General features: G+C 45.6%; 18 protein-coding genes. 5 read left to right on the top strand and 13 right to left on the bottom strand.

Going from position 1 to position 24,973, the window contains the following annotated elements; all coding sequences use genetic code 11:
* Positions 1–97: 97 nt before the first annotated feature.
* Positions 98–802, bottom strand: a complete 705-nt coding sequence (locus DYADSP32_RS10595; RefSeq protein ID WP_149242761.1) for an SAM-dependent methyltransferase — start codon at positions 800–802, stop codon at positions 98–100.
* A gap of 104 nt (positions 803–906) precedes the next feature.
* Here DYADSP32_RS10595 and DYADSP32_RS10590 point away from each other — a divergent pair, with 104 nt between their 5' ends.
* On the top strand, positions 907–1,335 hold the full coding sequence (locus DYADSP32_RS10590; RefSeq protein WP_149242762.1) for a hypothetical protein: 429 nt from the start codon (positions 907–909) through the stop codon (positions 1,333–1,335).
* A 61-nt stretch (positions 1,336–1,396) separates the two neighbouring features.
* Here DYADSP32_RS10590 and DYADSP32_RS10585 read toward each other — a convergent pair whose 3' ends face one another.
* Positions 1,397–3,748 carry an alpha/beta hydrolase family protein gene (locus DYADSP32_RS10585; protein ID WP_149242763.1) on the bottom strand — a complete coding sequence of 784 codons (2,352 nt, stop codon included), beginning with the start codon at positions 3,746–3,748 and terminating at the stop codon, positions 1,397–1,399.
* Between the two features lie 188 nt (positions 3,749–3,936).
* Between DYADSP32_RS10585 and DYADSP32_RS10580 the strand changes: the two genes are divergently transcribed.
* Together DYADSP32_RS10580 and DYADSP32_RS10575 are read left to right on the top strand one after the other, a co-directional pair.
* Complete coding sequence (locus DYADSP32_RS10580) at positions 3,937–4,911, top strand: esterase-like activity of phytase family protein (protein ID WP_149242764.1); 975 nt, start codon at positions 3,937–3,939, stop codon at positions 4,909–4,911.
* A 273-nt stretch (positions 4,912–5,184) separates the two neighbouring features.
* Entirely contained in the window at positions 5,185–7,740 is a 2,556-nt protein-coding gene (locus DYADSP32_RS10575) for a M1 family metallopeptidase (protein WP_414617685.1), read from the top strand.
* A 136-nt stretch (positions 7,741–7,876) separates the two neighbouring features.
* Here DYADSP32_RS10575 and DYADSP32_RS10570 read toward each other — a convergent pair whose 3' ends face one another.
* The 11 genes from DYADSP32_RS10570 to DYADSP32_RS10520 all read right to left on the bottom strand — a co-directional run bounded on the left by DYADSP32_RS10570 (position 7,877) and on the right by DYADSP32_RS10520 (position 22,176).
* Positions 7,877–9,379 carry a YfcC family protein gene (locus tag DYADSP32_RS10570; RefSeq protein ID WP_149242765.1) on the bottom strand — a complete coding sequence of 501 codons (1,503 nt, stop codon included), beginning with the start codon at positions 9,377–9,379 and terminating at the stop codon, positions 7,877–7,879.
* A gap of 220 nt (positions 9,380–9,599) precedes the next feature.
* The gene (locus DYADSP32_RS10565) at positions 9,600–11,012 is read right to left on the bottom strand and encodes a BNR-4 repeat-containing protein (RefSeq protein WP_149242766.1); all 1,413 of its coding nucleotides are present in this window, start codon (positions 11,010–11,012) and stop codon (positions 9,600–9,602) included.
* 75 nt (positions 11,013–11,087) lie between these two features.
* On the bottom strand, positions 11,088–11,384 hold the full coding sequence (locus DYADSP32_RS10560; protein ID WP_149242767.1) for an RNA polymerase alpha subunit C-terminal domain-containing protein: 297 nt from the start codon (positions 11,382–11,384) through the stop codon (positions 11,088–11,090).
* Positions 11,385–11,423: 39 nt separating this feature from the next.
* Entirely contained in the window at positions 11,424–12,200 is a 777-nt protein-coding gene (locus DYADSP32_RS10555) for a hypothetical protein (protein ID WP_149242768.1), read from the bottom strand.
* A 105-nt stretch (positions 12,201–12,305) separates the two neighbouring features.
* Entirely contained in the window at positions 12,306–12,485 is a 180-nt protein-coding gene (locus tag DYADSP32_RS10550) for a histone H1 (protein WP_149242769.1), read from the bottom strand.
* A gap of 227 nt (positions 12,486–12,712) precedes the next feature.
* Positions 12,713–13,555, bottom strand: coding sequence for an endonuclease/exonuclease/phosphatase family protein (locus DYADSP32_RS10545; RefSeq protein ID WP_149242770.1), 843 nt, complete (start codon positions 13,553–13,555; stop codon positions 12,713–12,715).
* Between the two features lie 51 nt (positions 13,556–13,606).
* Positions 13,607–14,830 carry a metallophosphoesterase gene (locus DYADSP32_RS10540; RefSeq protein WP_414617684.1) on the bottom strand — a complete coding sequence of 408 codons (1,224 nt, stop codon included), beginning with the start codon at positions 14,828–14,830 and terminating at the stop codon, positions 13,607–13,609.
* Positions 14,831–14,934: 104 nt separating this feature from the next.
* Entirely contained in the window at positions 14,935–16,662 is a 1,728-nt protein-coding gene (locus DYADSP32_RS10535) for a RagB/SusD family nutrient uptake outer membrane protein (protein WP_149242771.1), read from the bottom strand.
* Between the two features lie 34 nt (positions 16,663–16,696).
* Complete coding sequence (locus DYADSP32_RS10530; RefSeq protein ID WP_149242772.1) at positions 16,697–20,296, bottom strand: TonB-dependent receptor; 3,600 nt, start codon at positions 20,294–20,296, stop codon at positions 16,697–16,699.
* A 208-nt stretch (positions 20,297–20,504) separates the two neighbouring features.
* Positions 20,505–21,521: a FecR domain-containing protein gene (locus DYADSP32_RS10525; protein WP_149242773.1), complete on the bottom strand. Its 1,017-nt coding sequence runs from the start codon at positions 21,519–21,521 to the stop codon at positions 20,505–20,507.
* Between the two features lie 70 nt (positions 21,522–21,591).
* Positions 21,592–22,176, bottom strand: a complete 585-nt coding sequence (locus tag DYADSP32_RS10520; protein WP_149242774.1) for an RNA polymerase sigma-70 factor — start codon at positions 22,174–22,176, stop codon at positions 21,592–21,594.
* Between the two features lie 293 nt (positions 22,177–22,469).
* On the opposite strand from DYADSP32_RS10520, the gene DYADSP32_RS10515 reads away from it, so the two are divergent.
* Positions 22,470–23,168, top strand: a complete 699-nt coding sequence (locus tag DYADSP32_RS10515; RefSeq protein WP_149242775.1) for an NUDIX hydrolase — start codon at positions 22,470–22,472, stop codon at positions 23,166–23,168.
* Between the two features lie 152 nt (positions 23,169–23,320).
* Positions 23,321–24,958: a ribulokinase gene (locus tag DYADSP32_RS10510; protein WP_149242776.1), complete on the top strand. Its 1,638-nt coding sequence runs from the start codon at positions 23,321–23,323 to the stop codon at positions 24,956–24,958.
* The last annotated feature ends 15 nt before the right edge of the window (positions 24,959–24,973 follow it).

Raw genomic sequence — 24,973 nt, 5'->3', positions numbered from 1 at the left:
TGAAACGTTTTGGAACGCAATGGTTGGAACTAACGGTTTTGTTTAAATATTGTTTTGTGCTAAGTAGTTGATTGTCAGAATATATTTTAGGTGAGATTTAGCCGAGGATGAAAACTGTCGGGATTTTGTGAAGATTGGGACAATCTTTTTTCCAGTTCTTGATAGTCCGGGTTTTTATAAACTGGTTGGGGGCTGTCACCCCTGCCGCCACACATAAGGTGCTTTCCGGATGGCACGCTTCAAGGATGCTTTCCATTAATTGATTGTTGCGAAAAGGAGTCTCCATAAAGATCTGTGTCTGTCTTTTTTGATGCGCATCTTTTTCCAGTTGTTGTATCGATTTCCGTCGCTCCGATTTGTCAATGGGTAAATATCCGTGGAATGCGAAGGACTGTCCGCTCATGCCTGATCCCATTAGCGCAAGGAGTATGGAGGAAGGGCCTACCAAGGGCACAACATTTAGGCCCATCTGATGCGCATATTTTACGGCTACTGCTCCCGGGTCGGCCACTCCGGGGCAGCCCGCCTCAGAGAGTATACCGGCATCTTTTGTCAAAACTTTTATTTGTTCGCGGGTGTCGGATTCAGGCGTATCTTTATGCAATTCTATAAAGGTGATGTTATCGATCACCTTTCCCAGTTTCAGACTGCTGATAAAGCGCCTTGCTGTTCTTATGTTTTCGACAAAGAATATGTCGAGATGTGAGACGGCGTCCCTGATCTGTTGGTTAAGTACTTTGTTTTCTGTTCCTTCGGCAACGGGTGTTGGTATCAGAAAAAGGGTTACGACAGGGTCCATCATTATTAATTTTTTTTAAATATTAAGTTCTCCTTCCAACTATTTGAGGCAACACTGCGTCTATTAGGAGAGCAAAGTTAGCTTTTAAGACAAATACAAAACCGGACGTGAAAAGTTTATTATACATTTTGATTGTTGTTTTCTCGATGATTTCCTGCAAAAGCGGCGATGAAGGTTTCCCCTTTTCGACCTCAGTGGAAACCATTGTGGGGCAATGGAGGCTGGTTGCAGAAGAACAGGGTTTCGTGGGGCAGTCGTTGTGGGCTTCCGTGAAGCAGGACTCTACCTATGACGTTATCTTTAGAAATGACGGAGTTATACTCAATCATAAAGGTTTACCGGCCTGCTGTGCACCCAAATCACTGACCATAAATGGTGCATTTTATGAAATAAAACCCACGTCACCGCTTGCGTCCAATCCGGACTGTGCATCCATAAACTGTGGTAATTGCCTTATCTGGGACATACAGATTTCTGGAAACGAGATGATATTGGCTAGTTGCAATTCTCTGAGAAGGAGGTATTTACGTAAATAAAGCAGCCTAATGCCAACTGACCAGAAAAATGCGCACGCTGCCGATTTTCCCTGCAATAGCTTCATTTGAGTTTTTCCTCAAATAGCCTCAAAATCCGTTTATATTCATCGGTCCAGGAGGACGCTTCTGCAAATCCGTGATCCTCCATGGGGTAGGAGGCAAGTTCCCAATTATTCTTTCCCAGCTCAATCAGCCTTTGTGAAAGCCGTACCACATCCTGATAATGCACGTTGACGTCGACCATGCCGTGACAGATAAGCAAATGGTTTTTCAGGCCTTCCGCGTGGTAAATGGGCGAGCTTTTGCGATAGGAGAGGCTGTCGTCCTGGGGTTCGTTTAAAATATTGGATGTGTACTGTTGGTTGTAGGCCGCCCAGTCCGTTACCGGGCGCAACGCGGCACCCGCGGAAAAGATGTCGGGTGTGGTAAACAATGCCATCAGGGTAATAAAGCCTCCGTAGGAACCGCCATAAATACCTATTTTTTTAGGATTGATACCATAGTTTTTGATGAGCCATCTGGCTCCGTCTGTATTATCTGTAAGGTCCTTTCCGCCCATGTGCCGGTAGATTCCCGTACGCCAGTCCCGCCCATACCCGGAACTGGCGCGGTAATCCATGTCGAGTACCGTGTAGCCCTTGTCTGTCAAGAGGTTGTGAAACATGTATTCTCTAAAATAAATGCTCCACCATTTATGGGCGTTCTGCAGGTAGCCGGCTCCATGAACGAAGATCACCGCGCGGCCATTGGATTTTTTAGGTTCATACACACGTGCATATATGTCCGACCCATCCGTTGCCTTTATGGTTACCACCTTTGCTTCCCGCCAGGGATAAGAGCGGAACTCTTCGGATGTGGATCTGGTAATTTGCTTCGGGGTGCTTCCAGGGGTGTTGTCCATGACAAATAACTCCCAGGGATTATTGCTATTCGAATACCGGATTGCCAGCCTGGTTTCGTCAGGTGAAAGAATTACTTCGTGAGCACCGGTTGCCTTCGTAATGCGTGTCCGTTCTCCTCCTGTTGCAGCCATTTTGTAAAAGTGCTGCTCGCCGGGGTGTACTTCATTGGTTGTCAGGTAAAATGATTTTTTGTCTTTGGATAAAAATACCTTTTGTATTTCAAATTTTCCACTTGTCAGCTGTGTCTTTTGACCGGTCACCAGATTCATGGAGTACAAATGTGAGTAGCCGGAAGCTTCACTCTGAAAATAGATCGTCTGGTCGTCGATCCAGTTAATTTCTTCTCCGCCGCTAATCCCCGGTCCTCCGATCCACGCCTCGTCGCGTTGACGATCCAGCAATTTCAGAGATACAGAATCAGGGTCTAATTTCATGATCCAGCGGTCCTTGTTGTCGGCTGACCGGATCACTACCACGGCATTTTGGCTGTTTTCGGACCAATATGGCCCGGATACGTTTACCTCACGTTCCTTTTTATTCCAGATGGAGTCCTTACCGGGATAATCTTTCAGATAATCGGGTTTGTCTTTCAGGCCGGGAATTGTTTTCGTATTCAATTTTCGGGTTGTGTCCTTTGCTATATCGTAAACCCAAAATTCGTAGGTAGTTGCCGGCGAGCCGACTTTTGTTCGCGCGGGCAAATTTTCGGTGTAGCCCGTTTCTGTAACATAGCTGGGTACCGTAGTGGATTTGGCGTTTTTCCCTGCCTGGCCAAGAATATAGGTGACAAATCGGCCATCCGGACTAATTTTTCGGTTGCTGACTTGCTTATCACCGGTGTAAATTTCTTTTGGATGTTCTGGCTTTTCAGTCTCGGCTATCTTCTTCCCTGCTTCTTTTTTTTCTTTTCGTTCTTTTAAAACCTTAAACAGGGCGAGCTGTTCCGCTTTCAAATACAGTTCTTCGTCGCTCAGCTTCGGCTCCGTTTTTTTTGAGCCGGACTTAAAGTCAGTCCATTGAGTAAGCAGGCCGGTTTCCCTCGACATGCTGTAAATGTTGTTACCCCTTTCAAAAAAAACACTTTTTTCATCCACACTAAACGCAGGGTTGCTTTCGGTATCGACGGTACTGGTCAGCTGCTTAATCCTGAAATCCTGACAGTCGATCAGAAAAATGTCGCCATCTTTGACACAGACACGGCTGGTTCGGCTGCGGTTGAAACCGGTTTTTCCCAAAGGCAGTGTTTTGCGTTCGGTCTGCAAAACTTTGCTTATTTTCTGATCCGCGAGCCGATAACTATAAAGTGAATCAGAAAGATTTTTGTCTGGATTCCAGTCAAAATAGATGGTTTGAGAGTCGTCGCTCCATGTGATGTTGGAAGGCGATGTGCCTAGCCATATTCTTGGTTCACGCATTATTTTTTCAACAGAGAGCGTGGTGAGTTTTTGCGCCAGGAGTGCTGTTGAGCCAGGTAAAAGGAGAAGCAGAATGGTTCTGAAAATTGTATTCATGTACTAAAATTGATCATCCTCTAAGAGAAGCCACAAGTTATAGGTTTTTGTTTAGCCTTTAAAATACGGTATGATTTACAATTGGTTTTCTACAAGTTCCAGTTCGTTTTAAAATGGCCCTTGATGGTAATTCTTTATAAAACCGTACTATTTTTGCTCATGCTTTCACTTTATCAAGTCCCTGTTGAATGAAAAATGCACTTTGGTTTTTGATGGTTTTGTTTTGGTTCAGCATGGCAAATGGTCAAAATCTGCAATTTTCATTCTCCGATAGCACATTTCTTCCGGCCAAACCAACCGGACAGCTTCATGGAATTTCAGGTATAGATTATGTGGCTTCCAGCGATCAATGGCACTGGGCATCTGACAGAGGAGGTTATTTCGTATTTGACAGTGTGAAGACCATACGGGATTTTGCTTTGATGCAGAAGACCCTCGTGCCCAAGTTGACCACCTATTGGTTTGAGTCCGTAAGAATTGATCCTGTCACAGGACGATTTTTCTTCGCGGTCGAAAACGACTACTTGCCCTCCTGGACCAACACGCATACCACCACCTATGTGGCCTCCTTTCCATCATTTCCACCCAGGCAGGCCGAGCCCGATTACCTGGTTGCACCTTTGAAACTACCCGCCGACAATAAAGGGATAGAGGGCATCGCCATTACACCAGCGGGAAATGTTTGGGTCGCCCCCGAAGCGGGCTGGGCCGGTGAAACAGAAATAGGGCAGGACACCATCCATTTTTTGAAATTCAAAAAGACGTTTTCAGGATATGCACCGGCAGGTCAGTTTTCCTATGTGATCGATCGCAGTGGATGTCCTTATGGTACCTCCGAAACGCGCGGCGGGATTTCGGAGATACTTTCTGTGAATGAATCACAGCTCCTTGTCCTGGAAAGATGCTACGATAATGGTGCCAAAGGATCTAAAAAAATAAAGGCCAAATTGTGGGAAGTAACCGTGGATGGCTATCATCTTAAAAAGGCTGCGGAACCTGCTTTTAATTTTAATAGTGGCCTTAAGTTTACTCCGGATAATGTGGAAGCCATGTCTTGGTGGAAACGTAAAGATGGAAAGCGGCAGTTGGTTATTGTGAGCGATGATAATCCGGGCGATAACAACAAACAGCGAACCCAGGTGATTCTGTTGAAAGAGAATTGAGAAAAGCGGCCGGTTTCCGTTTATGCGAATGTTTTATATTTTTGGTTCTGCAATTATTTTGGTAGTGGTCGCTCGAGGTGAGTTCAGCCATGAAATATGATTTTTTAGTTTACCCTTCACAAGAATAGAATTTTCCATTATTCTCTTCTAAGGAGAACCCTAATAGTTAATTGCCAGCGGCCAACAGCTCTTTGCGGTCCGCCGCGCGGCAGTTTCATTAGACTCGTGCCGGGCCGATGGACGGTATAATCATATATTTAGTCAGGATTGTTTATGAAGCTTGCTTATATTTTAGTCATGTGGATGTTCATGGTGCTTACGGGCTGTAACAATAAGTCGCCAATGCTTCCCGAAAAGGGTGTTTCGTTTGAGCTGAATCAGCAGCGTAAGCAGGCAATAAAAAATATCCACTATAACATTGAACTGGATATTCCGGCAGAAAAATCGGAGGCAATTCGTGGAAATGTGGTCATATCCTTTGAGTTGATGACGATTGCGGATCCGCTTGTTCTTGATTTCAATACCGACGCTTCAAGCATCTTATCGGTCCGAGCAGAAGGGAAGAAAATAGACTATGTGTTTGCTGATGAGCATATTATCATAGATGCCGGTGCGCTAAAAATTGGGAAGAATTCACTTGAAATGGGATTTGTTGCCGGTGATAGGTCGTTGAATCGGAGTGAAGATTTTCTCTACACCCTTTTTGTCCCTGACCGGGCATCAACCTGTTTTCCGCTATTTGATCAGCCCAATCTTAAAGCCACTTTCTCACTTGTATTGAAAACGCCAGCCAGCTGGGAGGCGGTTTCAAACGGGTCTTTGCAAGAAAAGAGATCGGAGGGAGGAAAGAACCTGTATTTTTTTTCAAAAACCAAACCGATAAGCTCTTACCTGTTCGCTTTCGCTGCGGGCAAATTTTTTAAAGCCACGAAATCAATGGATGGCAGAGAGATGAACATGTACTATCGCGAAACCGACACTTCAAAGGTGAATAAGAATCGCGATGAAATCTTTTCCCTGCATGCCAAATCATTAAAGTGGCTGGAAAGTTACACGTCAATCCCTTATCCTTTTGGTAAGTTTGATTTTGTTTTGTTGCCTGCCTTTCAGTACGGTGGCATGGAGCATCCCGGATCCATTTTCTACAATGAACCCGCCTTGTTTTTAGACGAAAATGCCTCCGTGAATAAAAGAATGGCCAGAGCCAGTGTGATCGCGCATGAGTCTGCACACATGTGGTTTGGCGACCTCGTTACGATGGACTGGTTCAACGACGTATGGTTGAAGGAGGTTTTTGCCAATTTTATGGCTGCCAAGATTGTGCATCCCAGTTTCCCGGAAGTCAATCATAACCTCCGATTTTTGCTGGCACACTATCCTGCAGCCTATGAGGTGGACAGAAGTTCGGGTACCAACCCGATTCTTCAGGATCTGGGCAACCTGAAAAACGCCGGCACAATGTATGGCGCCATCATTTATCAGAAGGCGCCTATCGTCATGCGGCAGTTGGAACGGAAAATCGGAGCGAAGCAGATGCAGGAGAGTCTGAGGGATTATCTAAAAAAACATGCTTTCGGAAATGCAAGATGGGATGATCTGATTGCGATTATTGACAAGCGATCTCCACTGGATATTGCCGGATGGAGTCAGGTTTGGGTAAAAACACCCAACATGCCAGAGTACCAAATAGCGCGCTCCGATGCGATTCAGGTTCAACAGAAAAAAGATTCGGTATCGGGTAGGATCTGGCAACAGGCACTGGGTGTAATGTGGCTGGATCATGATCATTACGAGAACGACACGATCCAGTTAACAGATGCTCAAGCCAAAAGAGTTCGTGCCAGGTCCCCTCAATACGTGTTTCCCAACGCGGATGGAACTGCCTATGGTTATTTTAACATGGATAGTGCCAGTACTAATTATCTGATCAGGAACTACAATCGCCAGGGTGATTCTGTTGCTACAAATCCTGTATTCAGGGGAGCGATGGCCGTCAATCAGTGGGAAGGGTTTGTGAGAGGAGATGGCCCTGCACCCCTGACTTACTTAACGAATATTTTAAAAATTCTGCCATTAGAACCTAATCCACTGGTAATCGATTACCTGCTGGGTAATTTACAGAGCATCTGGTGGGCATTTATTACGGCTAAGGATCGGTTACATGCCCAGCACACCCTGGAAAGTCTGCTGTGGGGTTTGATGGAAAAAACCACGGATAAGGGCATCAAGACATCCTATTTTAAAGCATTTCGCGGGATCGCTCTCTCAAAAGATGGGCTGAATAAATTACAATCCTTGTGGGACGGCACTTTGGTGGTTAAAGACCTTGTGTTATCAGAGGAGGATAGAATAAGCCTTGCCTATGAACTGGCCCTGAAGGGAACAGATGGCAAGGCTGTCCTGATGAAACAGTTGAACGAGACCAAAAATGCAGACCGCAAAGCGAGAATGCAATTTGTGATTCCGGCTTTGAGTGAGCAGGAGCTGGACAGGGATGCATTTTTTGAAACATTGAAAAAAGAGGAAAATCGCGAAAAGGAAGCATGGGTACTGGATGCGCTGACTTACCTGCACCACCCGCTTCGACAAAAAACCGCCTTGAAATATCTGAGGCCTTCTCTTGAAATGCTTCAGGAAATACAATTGACCGGTGATATTTTTTTCCCCACTCGCTGGACACATCATACATTTGCAGGCCATTCTTCGCAGGAGGCTGCGGTAATTGTCCGTGATTTTTTGAAGAACAATCCTGACTATCCGTTTTTTCTAAGGAACAAGATATTGCAGGCAACGGATATGCTGGATAGGGCGGTGAAACTGAGAAAGTGAAGGTTCTTAAGGTTGAAATTTGGCCATGTTCTAAACAGCGCGTTCAATTGCTGAATGGTTAAATTGATTAACCTTTTTTTTAATATCTGCTGAATTAGCTACCATACCCACACGTCTTCTCTTCTGGTGTACTCACCTAAAAATGAATTCCGATCACCAGCGAAGCCGCGCACAGCAAAAAAAGAATCGCCAGTAAGGGATTGATAAATTTAAGCCATGCTTTCAGACTTACATTGACCAAAGCCAGCGAGGGCAGTATCAGGCCTGTGGGGGCCACAAATTGCATGATCTGCATACCGTACATATAGGAATTGACGATTTCTCTGCCCGGAATATTCACAATGATGGCTAGCGCGCCGATAATGGGCATCGTAAGTACTGCCATACCGGAAGAGGAGCTGATGAATAAGGAAAATAGAAAATAGAATACCATGAGGAGTAATATAAACAAGGCCGGCGGCAACCCCTGCACAATACCCGAAGTGTAGAACAGGATGGAATCACTGATATGACCATCGTTGAGCACAATGGTGACGCCTCGGGCGATGCCTATCACAAAGGCAACAGATAGCAGGCTTTCAGCACCTTTTATGAATTCCTGAACAAAAGTTTTCTCGCTCATCCGGGTAATGACTCCTACCAGGATGGATGAGCACAGAAAAACGGAGGTCATTTCCAGCGTCCACCAATCCAGCGCGATCACTCCACCTATCATGACGAGGAAGGTGACCAGATAAACCATTAGCAGAAGTTTGGTTTTTGTATCCAGCGCTGTCGTTAGGGCATGAATGTCCAGGTCGATTTCATAGGGCTGTTTTACGTCACCATCAATTTTATAAACTATAGACTCGGATGGGTTCTTTTTAACCCTGGTGGCATAACGCACCAGGTATATACAGAAAATAACTGTGATGATGATAAGTAATACCAGCCTTTCATAAAGGCCGTCCATCCAGTTGATTCCGGCGGCGTTGGAGGCAATGATGGTGGAAAACGGATTGGAGAATGCTGCAATACCACCAAGCGTTGTGCCTCCGAAAATGATCCCCAAAGGGACGATCAGGTCATACCCGGCGGCCAGAAACAGCGGTACCAACAAAGGATAAAAGACCAGTGATTCTTCTGCCATGCCATAGGAAGCGCCCAGAAAGGAAAAAATGACAGACAGGATGACGATCAGCATTGATTCACTTCCTTTCATGGAATGGGAGAGCGCGGCGATGCCTTTTACCAGAGCGCCTGTTTCATTGAATACATATACAAATCCACCTGTTATGAGCACAAAAAGTATAATCTCTACACTCTCAATAATTCCATTGATCGGAGCCTGAATAATCTCAAGAATACCCTGTGGATTGCTCGCCTGCTTTTGAAATGTTCCGGGTACCGATATCGGTTTTCTGATGTCGCCGTTTATAAACTTTTGAATAGGTATTTTGATTTTCAGGCTATCAAGGATCTTTTGTTTAAATGGAAGGTCAATATCACCATTCGGAGTGGTCATGGTGAAGGATCTGCCATCCGTGGCCGACAACTTGTTGTACTGCCCCGCAGGCAACAACCATGTACTGAAAGCCGCCAGCACGATGACAATCATCAGAATGCTTACTGGCGTGGGGAAAGTTCTCGGAGCCTTCATTGAGCGTGTTTTGTTCGGCAATCAATTTACCACTTTTATGCACTTTTCAATACGCTGAGCCTGATCATTTCTGGCCATCCTGCAACGAACGCGATCCATGCTCTATGATGAAATACTCCAGCTCTCCCTGCTCAACAGATCCTGCTTTTCATGTAGTCGCTACAATCCCGGCAGTTATCGAGAACACATCCGCTTCAATATTAAGTATAAATAAGTAGCGTTACCTTAGTTTTTTTGGCGTATCCCAATCTTTGTCCATCATGTAGGGTAATTGCCATACCTCCCCTTTACTGTTGCCATAATACATAAGGGAAGGACTGAGTTTATCAGGATTCCCATCTGCCCAGAAATAGTAAAACGGATCTTTTCCATCCACTACTTTGCGGATGTAATTGTGATTGCGGGGGCTCCCCTGGGTGATTTGTTTAGCCTTGGTCCAGCTTAAACCTTTGTTGGTGCTTTTCCACATTACCACCTCGCCGCCTGCTCCCCATTTTTGGGGACTGTTTTCGGTTGGAGCAACGACTGTCCATTCCTTGCCTTTGACAAATAGGCTCCCTGTGTCATAATTGTGGTCCGATGTAGTGATGGGGTAATTTTTCCATTCAGTTCCAGTCCAGTGAATTACAGACCATTGTCTTGGGCCATTTTTAGGGCCAGGCTGATGACCCGGACCTGAGAGGTAAAGCGCCACAGGATTTCCATTTTCATCAAAGTTCACATCCTTGATATACACATTCTGCCCCTGACTAAAATATTCTTTTACCAGCGTAGGCGAGGCAACATCGGTTACAGGTATTTCGATAGAATTACCCTGCACGTCGGTCCATGTTTTGCCGAAGTCGGTGGTTTGCAAGTAATAAATATTGGTACGTAAATCGACGTTGCCATTCGGATGCCAGTTGAAAAAGAAAACGATCTTTTCGCCTCTCTGTCCGCTGATCTGGTAATGCCCGCTGTTTTTATCGGCAGGGCGTTTGATGCCGGCCAGTTTTTTGTCCTCGGTCCAGGTAACACCGTCGGGGCTGGTTTCAAAGTACAACTCTCTCACGCCGGTATATTTGGTAAATAAATGCAGGAAGCCTTTTCCGGGAATATATTTGGGTTGTGGATAGGTCATGATCTCTTCCGTGATTGGCTCAAAAGAATCAATGTCGTAGGGTTTGCCGCTCCTGTATTTGAAACCCGGACGGCTCGTATTTCTGCCACTTACAAATACCCAGATGTACCCGTCATCATCCATGGCAATGGCTGGGTTGTCGTGGGGGTCGTCGACTCCCTGCTTGTCATTTACGACTGTGGGTTTCGAAACCAGATTTTTGGTATGGTCATAGCTGCCAATCATGCAAAGCAGGTAGCGATCCTTTTCGGATTTTGTTCCGCCGTATACGAAAAATGTCTTATTCACTTTGGGGGCATAAATCGCAAGCGGAATGTGTTTTGCCGTGTAGGTGCCCAGTCCGCCTGAATACTTATCACCATACTCGGAAAACTGCCCAAGTGTGAACCAGATGCCTTTATAACCATCTATTTTTTGATTATCCAGACTGGACTTTTCTTGTGCAAATGTGTTCAGGCATGGAAAAAGGGAGGTAATCAGTAGAAAAGAATATCCAAATAATTTGATGGTCATTGTATTCGGGATTTGATGTAGCTATGCATCATAAAGTAAGTATTCCTGTAGGTTTACTATGGCTACATGTTGCAGTTAGCTCTTTTTGAAACACATTCCCCTTTCTTCCAGCGCGCTTCGGAGTCGGGGTATTGATCCTGGCCCCATGCCATGAAGCGATAATATTTCTTTTTCGCTATACATGGAAAGCGCCTGCAGGGTGGTAATCTGTTCGTTTTGAAGTGCTCTTCTGGCCGGAGCACCCAGCAGAGACAAGAAACCTTCATCGGGTTTTTCTTCATTGGCACATATCGGACACACCGGGCACAAGCTTGTTTTGTAATAGCTGTGGCCGTTTTCACAAATGCGGAGGTTCTTTTCTGATCCTGCCATTGAGGTTGGGATGTTTGCTCGAGGCCAAATAAAATGGTGTCACAGGTCGTACTCGCTTACGAAGCTTGGATGGGCCTGTTCCGATGGATAAAAGTAAAATCCGACCAGGTATTTACTATTGTCTGGCACTTTACTTCGTGTATCCAGCGGAGAATCAGAACTGGGAATCATGCTATTCCATTCCGACTTTTTCAGAATAGCGACAAGCCTTTCGTCCATTTCTTTTCCAAACCCACTTATAATGGCAATGGATTTTATTTTCACGTCACTGGAAAAGGTAATCTCATAAAGGGCGTACTCTTTGTCGAGATGAATTCCTCTAAAGTGATTAGTTCGTCGGAGTTCTTCTTCAAAATCAAACCTCTCCGAAAACCAAATTTTGGTGGTAAAGCTGATGCCTTGGTTTTTCAGTACGCCCAGCATATCCAGTTCTCTTTTTTCACTGGCGTACTTCCCCTTCAGTATTAAGTAGCCAGAACAGGAATTAAAAATGTATACGCCCGGGGATCTTTTGTTTGCGTAAATAATCAGCTCCGTTTTTTCAGGGAAAAACAAGTCGCATGAGGTTCTCTTGATGCCGTCACTACTGCCCTCGATAAAAATGGATGTGGTCTTTTCGCCTTTGTAGACCTCACTGATTGCAATATCAGATTTGTAAAAAGATTCGGCTCCTTTGTTTTCATAGTTTTTGACGATTGTGGCACGTGCTACAAAATCGGAATGAGCATATTTGTCGGCGAAGTTGACAGGGAGGCAGACACATGCTTTGCTATTTGTAAAAAGCAAAAAAAGTGGCAAAAACAGCAGGTGTCTCATAAGGGGCTGAATAGATGATGATCAAGTATGGAGACTTAGAAAACCATTGAAGTTCGGACAAAAAAACTCCTGACCGTTTCTGATCAGGAGTTTTGTGAGGCCAGCTTATTTTGCTTCGCTCTTCTTTTCTGTTACTTCTTGTCTTACTTCCTGTGCCAGCACTTTAAGTTCCTGCATTACGTTGCGAACTCTTGTGCCTGCTGCCTTATTTCCTTTGTCGTAAAATGCTGAAAAATCTGCTTCTGCATCCGTGATCAATTGCTTTATTTTACTGAATTTTTCCATTGCTATGGTTTATTAATTGTTATGGTGATTAATGATCTTTTGTATTAAACAAAGCACAAAAGTATACTTTTATGTTTAAACTGTATCTCATTTCTTATTTTGTGGTTTTCTTGTTCATAAAATGAAGCGGATTTGTAGCTTTAATAAAGCACTGGCTTGAGCCGCTGAATAAGGTCCTTCCATACTGAATTCGACGTTGCGACCCAAAGCCTCACCCCGTAGGTTCATTATTTAATTGTTGCCTTGATCAAAACAGGCTGATGGTCTGACGGGTACCGTTGCTCTTTGGCGTCGGTGAGCACGCCGTATTTCAATACCTCTATGTTTTTACTCACAAAAATGTAATCAATCCTCTTGTCCAAAGGTGCATCAAATTTAAAGCTGTTGAACGTTCCCTCCGGCCCGTAAGGAGGCTGCTTTGTCACTTCATGAGCATCGCCTAATAATGTTTGAATGGTTTTGATCTGCTGGGTTTCAGGAAGGGAATTGAAATCTCCGGTGAGGATGGTTGTGGCTTTTCCAGCAATCTCTTTCATCTTTTTGACCATCAGAAACCCGGACTGCTTGCGTGCTTCCACACCCTGGTGATCAAAATGTACGTTAAAGAAGAAAAATTCTTTTTTTGTAGTCAGATCCTGAAATTTACCCCAGGAGCATATCCGGTTGCAGCAGGTGGCGTCCCAGCCCTTGCCAGGCTTTTCGGGCGTTTCGCTCAACCAGAAATCGCCTGATTTAATAAGTTTGAAACGATCTTTTTTGTAAAAAATAGCGGAGTGTTCACCTCCTTCAAGACCGTCGTCGCGACCTTTCCCATAGAATGCGTATTCGGGCAATTCTGCCACCTCCTTCAATTGACCTATAAGCGCTTCCTGTACACCAAAGATATCGAAGTCGTGAAATCGGATCAGTGCCTTCACATTTTCTTTTCTGTTTGACCAGGCGTTGATCCCGTCTCCTTTATTGGCATAGCGAAGGTTGTAAGAGGCAATATTGATGGGGTTGTTTTTTTGAGCAAAGGAAAGTCCCGTTAGTAAAAACAGGAAAATAAAACTGAATAATACTTTTTTCATGAAGATAAATTTTGGTTCAAGTTCTAAGCAGAAGGTGTATTTAATACCGATTTACTTCCCTTTTTTAGGAATCGTGTATTTGCCAACCAGTTCGCCATCATCACGGATCATTTTCAGGTTAAGTTCCTTGGCCGTTGCGTGGAGCTTGATAAGCGTTCGTTTCCCTTCCAGCGGCCCGCCTCCGATCATGATGGGAAAGTTGTGTGTAGCGTCGGGGTCATGTGTCGCATACCGGTGGGTATGACCGGAAAGCTGAAGGTCGATTCTGGCCCTGTTCAATAAAGGTCCAAATACTTCCCGGCAGTGCATGGTTCCGTGCCAGTCGCCGGAGTGCCAGGGCGAAATATGTATCAGTAAAACCCGGAAAGGCGCTTTTTTGAAAGCCTCTGTCTCAATTTCTTTTTCAAGCCACTTCTTCTGTTCTTCCCGATATCGGTCAAATGCAGAAAGACCGCCGTATTCAACGCTGTCGTCCGTTTTGTCTTCACCCGAATCCAGCACAAGGAAATGTACGGGGCCACGTCGGAATGAATAGTAGTATTTGTCGTTGGGGTAGGCGAAATATTTTGGAATATGTCTGGAAAAGCTACCCCGACATTCATGATTGCCTTGCGTTAAGATGAATGGAAATTCTGAGGCAAAAATGTCAACGGAGGGTTTGATCAGGTGGTCTACCATTTGTGCTTCTTCTGTAACCCAGTCGAAACAGTCACCATTGAAAACCACAAAATCGTAATCACGCTTATTACCTGAGTAGCCATGCCGATAGAGTAATTGGGGGATGATCTGCGGACGGTCGTGGATGTCGTTGAAAACCACCATTTTGAACTCTTCATCGTTCCCTCCGGGGGTCTTAAAGCCATACATAGGACTCGTGATGGTTTCGCCAAACTCAACTTTTGATCCTTTGTAGCCCAATATCTCTGTGGACACAATCCGATATTTGTGATCCGTGCCGGGATTCAGATTGCTGATGGTGATCTTGTTGATCCGGTTATTGGCTTCGATCAAACCATTGTTGTAGCCGAATTCTCTTTTGCTGGTATAGGTACCGGCCCCATATTCTACCCAGCTGAAGCAATTTTTATGCGTGATCCACATCACAGTCACATCATTGGTGCCGAGATTCTGCAGATAGGGGCCCACTACAAAATGGTTTTTTTCATCTACGGCTGGCAATGCTTGGTCATTTGCCAGTGTGGTGGAAAGAGGGAGCAGGGTAAGTGCGCCCACCTGAGACATTTTTTCAAGGAAAGCCCGTCTGTCTGAAAGCATAGTTTTAAGGATTTAGGAATAGTTACTTTTATTGAAAAGGTAACCAATTCACAATTTTGACACAGTGAACTGGTTACTCTGTGTTCGACACGGTTTCGAACCAATTATTTCCAGCTAGGATTCTGTGTCAGGTTGGTGTTCAACAAGAGCTCCTGTGTGGGAATAGGATAAAGGTAGTCTTTGGTTTCGTCCCATTTCTTGTTGATGTGGCCATTCACTACAATATTTCCGCCTTTGTTGCCGTTTTCCAGCAAAATCTCACTGCCCAGTTTCAAGAGCTGTGCACCTTCTACTACGGGTTTGGTTCCTTCATAAATGACCAGATCAATTTTGCCGTTTTTATCGAAATCATAACTACCGGGACCAGGGAAATACATTCCTTTGTAGGGTTGGGTCAGCAGCAGACCTTCCTTCCAGCGAACGATATCATCCCAGCGAAAGAAGTTCTCCATCACCAGTTCGATTCGCCTTTCGCGACGTATTTCCAGGATCACACCGGCATTGCTGCCTGATACCTTTGTGTATTGTTTGGCAAGATATGGGTCGGGTGAGGTGTTGGCGGAGGTCAGGTTGATGTTTGGCATCCCCACACGATCACGAATCAACTTGATGGTTGCATCCAGATCCGTCTGCGTTAATGTTCCCTTTTCAGCTTTTGCTTCGGCCAGATTGAGCAGTACTTCTGCATATCTGAAAATCGGCATGTCTGTGATATCCTTGTTGAAGGTATCCCACTTGGGAGCCGACACAAATTTGATCAGCTGATAACCTGTGACCGTAGCTCCGAACTCCTGTACCAGCGGGGTGGTTTCGCCGATGCGGGTGTAGCCGGGTGTCCGAATCGTTTGGGTTAGTCTGGGATCACGGTTTTGAACTTCGTCGTAAAACTGCATCGTTTCATACCCTTTTAGGTCGGTAAAGCGCGAGCCGTCGGCCATGAGATAACTGTTTACCAACTTCTTTTCCAGCCCAGGCTTACCGTATGAGGCCGTCATGGTATAATAGTTCAGGTTGTGGTATACCTGTAATTCATCACTGAAATCCCGAGAAAGAATTACTTCATCCATGATGGCATTGTCCGATGCAAAGAGCTTTTGATAAGCGGTGGAAGGGGTCGATTTGTAGATGGTGTAGCCGCTTTTCAGCAGCGCTTCACCTGCCGAGATACTGGCATCCAGGAATTTGTCCGAGCCGGCCAGGTTGAACTCCGGATGGTATTTCCGGAAAGTTCCTTCATAAAGACCGATCCGGGATTTGAGTGCCAGAGCAGTCCATTTGGTGATCACACTTACCTGCCGGGAGGCGTCCAGGTTTGCAATAGCGTAGTCCAGGTCCGCCAGCACCGAATCCATTACCATCACACGGGGATCACGTGCTTTGGTCAGCATTTGCTGATCGTTTATTTCAATAGCATGGGAATACCAGGGAACATCTCCGAAACGTTTCACCATGCCGAAGTAGAAATATGCCCGGAAAAACCTCGCCATACCATTGTATTTGGCCACTGCCTTCGGATCGGGGCATTTTCCTGAATTGTCCAGAAAGTAATTGATATTGCGCAGTGATCCCCAGCTCCATCCGCCACCGCTGGTCGGTATGATCCGGGTGCCTTGCAGCTCATCACGGAGGCTATTTTTGACAACATTATCAACATCCTCATTGTATATATCTTCGGCAGAGGGAAGCATATTGTAGAATGAGTTTGTATAAAGCAGTAGATCATTTTCAGTATTGAAAAATGTTTCCGGCGCAATGGCGTCCAACGGTAGTCTGTTAAGATCACAGGAGATCAGGGAAATGGCCGTCAGTAAGGTGAATATGTACTTTTTCATATGAATGTCTTTTTGTTTTTTAGAACAAATCGGATTAGAATGTCAGGTTCAGGCCGGCTGAAATTGTTTTGGACAATGGATATGTCCTCCCGTTCGTAGCATCTCCGTCAAATTGTTCCGGGTCGATATACTTGGATCTTAGCGGCGTGTAAGTCAGCAAATTCTCTCCGCTTACATAAATCCTGGCTCTTGGAACCCGTATTTTCTTGGTAAGTTGCTCCGGTAAGGTGTAGCCTACGACTATATTTTTTAGGCGCAAATAGCCCACATTCTGAATGTACCTGTCATTTGGCGCATTCAAATCACCCCCGCCGTTCAAAGCGGTGTAACCTCTTAGCACAGGGAAATACGCATCCTGATTTTCGGGTGTCCAGATATCTTTTTCAAAGTCTTCCGGAATAAAGGAGTAATAGGGACGGGAGTACGGGCCCCAGAATTTGTCAGCGTTTGCGCCGGGGTACCAGTTTTTGCGCATGATGCCCTGTGCAAGTGCCGAAAGGTCGAAGCCGTTCCAGGATGCTCCCAGATTCAGACCGTACCGGAACCGTGCTCTGTTGTTGCCAATAATTTTCAAGTCGCCATGGTTTGCAAGGGTGTTGGCTCCCTGATCGATTTTGCCGTTGCCATCCGTGTCAATAAACTTGATGTCACCCGCCTGAAGTTTACTCCAGTCGCCTGGTGCGCTCAAACGTTGCTTGTTTACCAGCGCCTGATCTACCTTATATGCCTGAGCTTCTTCGTTGGTTTTGAAATAACCGTCCATTGAATAGCCCCACATTTCCCCGATGGTCTGTCCGACATAGTAATTGGAGAGTATTTTGTTCGGGTTCGAATATTTAGTGATTTTTGACTTGGAATCAGACAGGACGAACGAAGCATTGTACGAAAACGCCTTACCTGCCAGTTTGAACTGGTCTCTCCATGCAATGGCCAGTTCGAACCCACGCGTCTGCAGATCACCCGCATTTTCGGTTGGCACGCCGGCGCCGTATGTAGCCGGCACCACCTGTCCGGGTACCAGCATGTCCGTTGTGTTTCGGATGTAGGCATCCAATGAAAGATTAAGCCTGTTTTTCAAGAGATCTGCATCCAGTCCCAGGTTAGACGTGGTGGCTTTTTCCCATGTCAGGAACGGAGAAATAGGATTCGGACTGTTAACATAATATATTTTCTGACCATTGTTGATCCAGCTCGACTGTGCGGTTGGCATCAGCGGCAGGTATGGATAATAACTTGCAGAGTTGTTGTTGGAAGGCAGCTGATTACCCAGTGTTCCGTATGATGCCCTGATCTTAAGGTTGTTGACAACCCCGCGAACCGGTTCAAAAAAGTTCTCTTCACTGATACGCCATCCTGCCGACACGGAAGGAAAGAATCCGTAACGTTTGCCTTCTCCAAACCGGGAGGTACCATCATAGCGGCCGTTTACTTCGAAAAGGTATTTGCCCAGGTAGTCGTAATTCACGCGGAAAAATGCGCCAAACAACGCGTACTGGTAAGAGTCGCCACCAGAAAGCTGTTCACCCGTACCCAGGTTCAGATCGTTAAGACTTTCGGAAAGCAGGTTTTTACGTGCACCATACAGCCGCTCATGTTTTTTAGACTCGGAGTTGATACCTGCTGTGGCACCCAGGTAGTGCTTTCCAATGGTATGATTGAAAGAAGAAAACACATTGACCACATTACTGGGGTCGAACCATAACGTCTTTTTTAATTGGTCTGTGTTGTAGTTAGGAACCGTAGTGAGTATTCCGGGTTGGATGGAGTATTGCGCTACTGCGGAGCGGTACCAGTCATCGGCGATGTAAAACGAATAGGAGTGGTTTGCAACCAGATTCCAGGTTTTGGTGAAGTCGATGGTAACGGAGTTGATCGTCGTGAGCTCGTGGACTTTTTTCTCGCCACCGGCAACACCTTTCAGCAGGTTTGCGAAAAGTCCGTCTCCGATTGAATAGTTGTTTTTAAGTGTATTGTAAGTTGCCGTCCCATCGGGATTGCGCGGCGCATAAGCGGGCATGGCGTGCACCGTGATCGCTACGAAGTTGGCATTCGCACCACCCTCCAATCCCGGGTATTTGTATTTCGAGTCGAAGTACTGGGTGTTGTTGCTCACTTTCAGCCAGGGTGTAAGCTGGGCGTTGATCTTGCTTCTAAGGCTGTATGAAGTGAATTTGTCGGTGTTGATCCGCATGATTCCCTCTTTTTCATACACTGCACCGGACAAATAATAGTTGATCTTATCCGTGCCTCCTGAGAGATTCAGATTATGCTGGCGGGATGGTTCGGTCATGTTGAACAGCGTGTTCCACCAGTCATAATTTCCGTAGTAATTGTAAATGTCTTTTCCATTTACATTTTTTACCACGGTCCAGGGCCGGGCCGGGTTTTCCGTTTTGTCATAGCGACGGGCTTCCAGCTCTTTGTAATCTTCTTCTGAATAGCGTGTGTAAGTGTTACCGGTGGCTCTCCTGAAAGCTTCGTCGTTGATCCTCGTGTGATCATAGCCGTTGGTCATGAAGTTGGTATTCACCGTAGGTTTTGACCAGCCAAAATTGTTACTGTATGAAACTGTAGTCTTTCCGCTTTTTGCCGTTTTGGTCGTAACCAATATTACGCCGAAGGCACCACGTGCGCCATATATGGCCGAAGCAGCGGCATCTTTCAATACAGATACACTTTCTACGTCATTCGGATTAATACGGTTGATGTCTCCGGGGATACCATCGATAAGTACCAGCGGACCACCTCCATTGATGGATGTCTCTCCGCGGACGTTGAGGTTTCCGCCCTGCCCGGGCTGGCCTGTACCAAATGTAATATTCAGGTTGGGCACCATTCCCTGCAGGATCTGAGACATGTTATTCAGTGGCCTGTTTTCCAGGTCTTTGGCCTGTACCTGGCTTACCGCGCCGGTGAGATTAACCTTCTTTTGAGTACCATAACCTACCACCACGAGTTCCTCAAGAGCCTTATTATCGGCTACAAGTGTCACCTGCAGCGAGGTCCGGTTGCCTACCACAATTTCCTGCGAAATGTATCCTACAAAACTGAAAACCAGCACCGATTCTTCTTTTGGAATATCCAGTTCAAAACTTCCTTTACTGTCGGTTGTGGTTCCCTGCGATGTGCCTTTTAACACGACACTTACACCTGGTAGCGAACCCAGTCCATCGGATGCAATGACGGTTCCTCTTAATCTGTACTCGAGAGGGCTCAGCGTTGAAGCCATGGATGCGTCCGGTGCAATCACGCTGGACGCTGCTTTGACTTGTTTCAATCGGGCCAGTACGATCTGGTCGTTGATCACCTTATAGTTGATGCCACGTGGGACCAAAAGCTGATCCAGAACTTTGGATAGTTTTTGGTTTTTGATATCCAGGGATACTTTTTCTTTCAGGGTTATCCGGCTGCTGTATACAAATTTTGTGTTTGCCTTTTCCTGTATCTGTTCCAGCACTTCTTTGAGTGTGACGTTGTCGAGCTGTAATGTCAAATCTTTACTTAGAATCGACTGGGCCGAGGTACTTTTTGCATAGCCTGCGCCCGCAAGTATTATCGCCAATATCCATTGTAGCAATCCGATTTGCATAATCTTTTGCCAGTTTAAAGGCTTGTTAGGTATTGAATTTTGCATAATTTTGATTGTCTTATAGTTTGATCACTGTTTGATAAATCACGCTTTGGGTCGGTGGTACGACGCATTGGGTGGAAAGTTTGGCCGGGTCGTGGTGGTACACGCCCGGTTTTTTTGTTTGTAGATTTTTACTCTTTCATAATTCAGCTGTTAAAGGTTTGGTGAAAAGAATAATAAAAAATCATCGGATGTATTGAAATTGAAGCTGTTAGTCGCACGGCATGCCATCGAGATGAATGGTCTTTTCGGTCATGGTATACCGGGCTTCGAGTGATGTGCAGAGCATTTCCATAATCAGGGGAAGTGACTGTTGTTCAAAATCAGCGTTGACCAGGCAAGTGGCCATCTCGGGATTGGACAGAACGATCTCGGTATTAAACTTTTTTTGAAGCTGTGCAATGACCTGATTTAACGGCGTTTCCCGGAATGTTACCGTGATAGGTTGATAAATTTCCCTTTTTTCAGAAATCGGAATCAGGCTAACTCTCAATCGTTTTGATGCGGGTTCGAAAAATGCCTGTTGTTGCGGTTTTAATACCACCAACTGGTCTTCAAGCTTGTCATTTGGTGCGGTCACTTCCACACTTCCTGTCACCACTGAGATCTGAAATACTTTTTTAGCCGCAGAAGCCTGAACATTGAAACTCGTTCCCAAAACCTTGATCACCATTTCACCGCTTGCGATTGAAAATGGGCGATTTTTGTCTTTTTTTATATCAAAAAATCCCTCTCCTGTAAAAGCAACCGTGCGTTTATCGGAATCAAATTGTGGCGGATACGAAATCGATGCTTCGGTGTGCATCCACACGGTGCTGCCATCGGGTAGTGTGTGCATAACAATCCTTGGCTCATGATTGGTGAAATTCTGCAATGCACGACTCCCGGCAGCATCATGTGTTTCCAAACTGGCAGCTTCTGGGGGAGTGGAGGGCGATTGCTGGAAATAGAGTCCAACTGCCAGGATAATCGTTGCGGCAATGCCAGAAATCCAGCCCCAGGGAATTTTTTTTGCAGGGACTGATTCCTGGGAGGTAATCTTCATCTGGATCCTTTCAAAAGTCCCTTGTTTTAGCAAACGCCGTTCCGCCTCCGTAAGCTTGTCAAGGTAATTTTGCGAAGTCGTGATGGAGGCATACCAGGCTTCAACCAGTTCCTTCTCGGAGTCGGTACATTGATTTTGCAGGTATTTGTCGAGCAGGAAGGGGGATATTTCAGATGGGGGCATAAACTTAGCTTGTGTTTAAATGCTAAGTCGCACGCCAAAGGGTCAACCCTTAGTCGGGCCTTCAAAAAGTTTAAAAAATCTGTAGTAGCAGAAACAGGTAGGCGAAATGTTCCTTTAAATATTCCTTCAGAACGCGAAGCGCCTTGGTAACATGCTGTTCCACGGTTTTTTCCGAAATATCCAGTTGACAGGCGATTTCCCGGTTGGAATGCCCTTGTCTGCTCAGGATAAATACTTCCTTGCATTTAGGAGGAAGCAGGTGAAGTCCCTCTTCGTAGTGCGCCTGAAGATCACTGGTGAGCGTTTGCTGATCCGCGGCCAGCGTGGAATGGAGATGATGCGCCTCCCACTGATTGTAGTGCCGCTGACGGGTGAGTTCTTTTCGATAATGAGAAATGATCAGATTTTTGGCCATCGAAAAAAGATACGGACGGCATCCGTTGGCAATGCTCCGGTTTCGCTGCTGCCAGATGCTCACAAACAGTTCCTGAACAATTTCCTGTGCCGTAAACTCGTCGTTAACCTTGCTGTAAGTGTAATTAAATAATATGCGGAAGTAACGATCATAAAGCTCAGAAAATGCCGATTGATCATGATTATCACAAATCATCGACAAAATGTGCTCGTCAGAAAGAGTGATATAGGTTTCGGTCATAACAGTTATTTCTGAATCCTTTTTCCTGTAAAGTTGGACTACTTTTTTACAAAATTCAATCTAATTTTTGACTTAATGCCGAATTTATAGATTAAGTAATCCGCCGCTTTTTTTTACTTTGATAACAAAAATATAACAGATCTTCGGGTGATGTAGTGGCAGGTAATGATTAGGGCCTGGCTATTGTGAACTGGCATCACCGATTAATAGCGTATGGGAATCTATTGATTAAAATATATGTCCGCTAGATTTGCGTAAATGTTTAACTTACAGCCCTACGTAAAAAGTTTTCAATGACCAGTTATCCGGTATCAGACATTCACCTTGCAATTGATTGTATCATCTTTGGCTTTGATGGAAAAGAAATCAATCTGCTGATTATCAAGCGAAATTTTGAGCCGGAGCGGGGGAAGTGGTCTCTGATGGGAGGATTTCTGGACGCCGCGGAAAATCTGGAGGATGGTGCCACCCGCATACTTTATGATCTTACAGGATTGAAAAATATTTATGTAGAGCAACTAGGCGTTTATGGCAATATCGACAGAGATCCGGTTGCAAGAACCGTTTCCGTTGTGTTTTTTGCATTGATCAATATTGCAGATCATGATGAGGAGGCGATGAGGTTACATCATGCTTCCTGGATCGGCCTGGATAAAAGGCCGTCACTTATTTTTGATCATAATCAAATGGTCATTCAGGCCATCGAACACCTTCGCTACAAGGCGGCTTTACATCCTATTGGGTTCGAGCTGTTGCCCGAAAGGTTTACGATTCCCCAGCTTCAGAAATTGTATGAAGCGATTTACAACATGCCTATTGACCGGAGAAATTTTAGCAGAAAACTTCTTTCCACCGGCTTACTGATTGACACGGGCCTGAAGGATGCCTATTCCACCACCAGAAAGGCGACCTTGTACAAGCTGGACATAAGGAAATACAAGGAGAATTTTCATTCATTCTGGAATTTTATGCCAGATTCCATGATGAATTAAAACGAAATCTGACATTTTTATCATCTGAATGTTTCAATTTCCGGTTGTAAAAGATTGTGTCAGAATAACACTATAAATAAATTTCCTTATATTTGTTATCGGATCAATGTAAAACAGTTTGATTTTATCCCAATAAAATTCTCAACCCTGAAATGGCAAATGAATACGTAATAGGCATTGATTTTGGCACGGATTCGGTTCGTGCGCTCATAGTTAATGCGAGAACGGGGGAGCAGGCCGGAACCGCCGTTCATGAATATACCCGCTGGAAGGCCGGAAAGTTTTGCGACGCCTCGGTTTCTCAATTTCGCCAGCATCCGCTCGACTACATCGAGGGGCTTGAAAGTGCGGTTTTGTCTGCCCTGGATCAGGCACCGGAGGAGGTAAGGAAAGGGGTCAGAGGTATCTCGGTGGATACGACCGGATCTACACCTGTGGCGGTGGATCGGAATGGCACGGCGTTATCACTGCTTCCGGAGTTTGCTGAGAATCCAAATGCTATGTTTATTCTATGGAAGGATCATACCGCCAATCAGGAAGCAGATGAGATCAATAAGCTGGCCCGCACCTGGCCTGTGGATTACACCAAATATGTCGGAGGGGTTTATTCTTCTGAATGGTTTTGGGCAAAAATACTGCGTACTCTGCGGGTTGATGTAGCTGTAAGACAGCACGCATTTTCATGGATGGAGCATTGCGACTGGATTTCGGCTGAGCTGACCGGAAATACGGATCCGCTCACCATCAAAAGGTCGAGGTGTGCGGCGGGGCATAAAGCATTGTGGCATCCAGAATTTGACGGGTTACCACCAGAGACGTTTTTTGCCGCACTGGATCCACTGCTTGCCGGACTCAGAGGTAAGCTTTTTTACGCAACCGAAACATCGGACGCTCCCATGGGGGTGATTTCCAAGGGCTGGGCGGCCAGGCTTGGAATCCCCGACGATGTGATAATCGGCGTGGGCGCTTTTGATGCACATATGGGTGCCGTGGGCGCATTGATAGAACCCTATTCACTTTGCAAGGTTATTGGCACTTCCACGTGTGACATGCTTGTGGCGCCGAATGAAGAGGTTTCGCATTTATTGATTAAAGGTATTTGCGGTCAGGTGGATGGGTCAATCGTGCCCGGAATGCTGGGCATGGAGGCAGGGCAATCGGCTTTCGGAGATATTTATGCCTGGTTTGCCCGACTCATTACCAATCCGGTCAGGGAATTGCTTGGGGAACCAGTGGCCAAGGAGTTAGCAGTAAAGCTCATACCGCATTTGGCGGAGCGTGCCGGGGCCATCCCGGTAACTGAGGAAGACATTATCGCCATTGACTGGATGAATGGGAGGCGTACTCCGGATGCCAATCATACCTTGAAAGGCGCGTTAATGGGTTTGGATCTTGCCAGCGATGAAGCGAAAATATTCAAATCCCTGGTCGAGGCTACTGCTTTCGGATCAAAAAATATTATTGAACGTTTCCGGAGCGAAGGTGTGCCCATACATGATGTCATTGCCATAGGCGGGGTAGCCAAAAAATCGCCATTTGTGATGCAAACGCTTTCTGATGTACTGAATATGCCCATCCGAGTTGCTGCCTCGGAACAAGCCTGCGCACTGGGTGCGGCCATGTTTGCCTCGGTGGCGGCGGGAATTAATCTAACACTGGCAGAAGCGCAGTTGGCCATGAGTTCGGGATTTGACGCCGTGTACCACCCTCGTGAGGACATTGCAAAAATATACCAGGTTTTGTATCAAAAATATTTAAAGACGGGTGCGTTTGTGGAACAAGGAGTTTAACAAATACCAGAGATG

Source organism: Dyadobacter sp. 32 (genome assembly GCF_902506755.1).
GTDB lineage: Bacteria > Bacteroidota > Bacteroidia > Cytophagales > Spirosomataceae > Dyadobacter.
The sequence above is the reverse complement of the archived record's forward strand: the minus strand, read 5'-3'. Positions and strand labels throughout refer to the sequence as shown.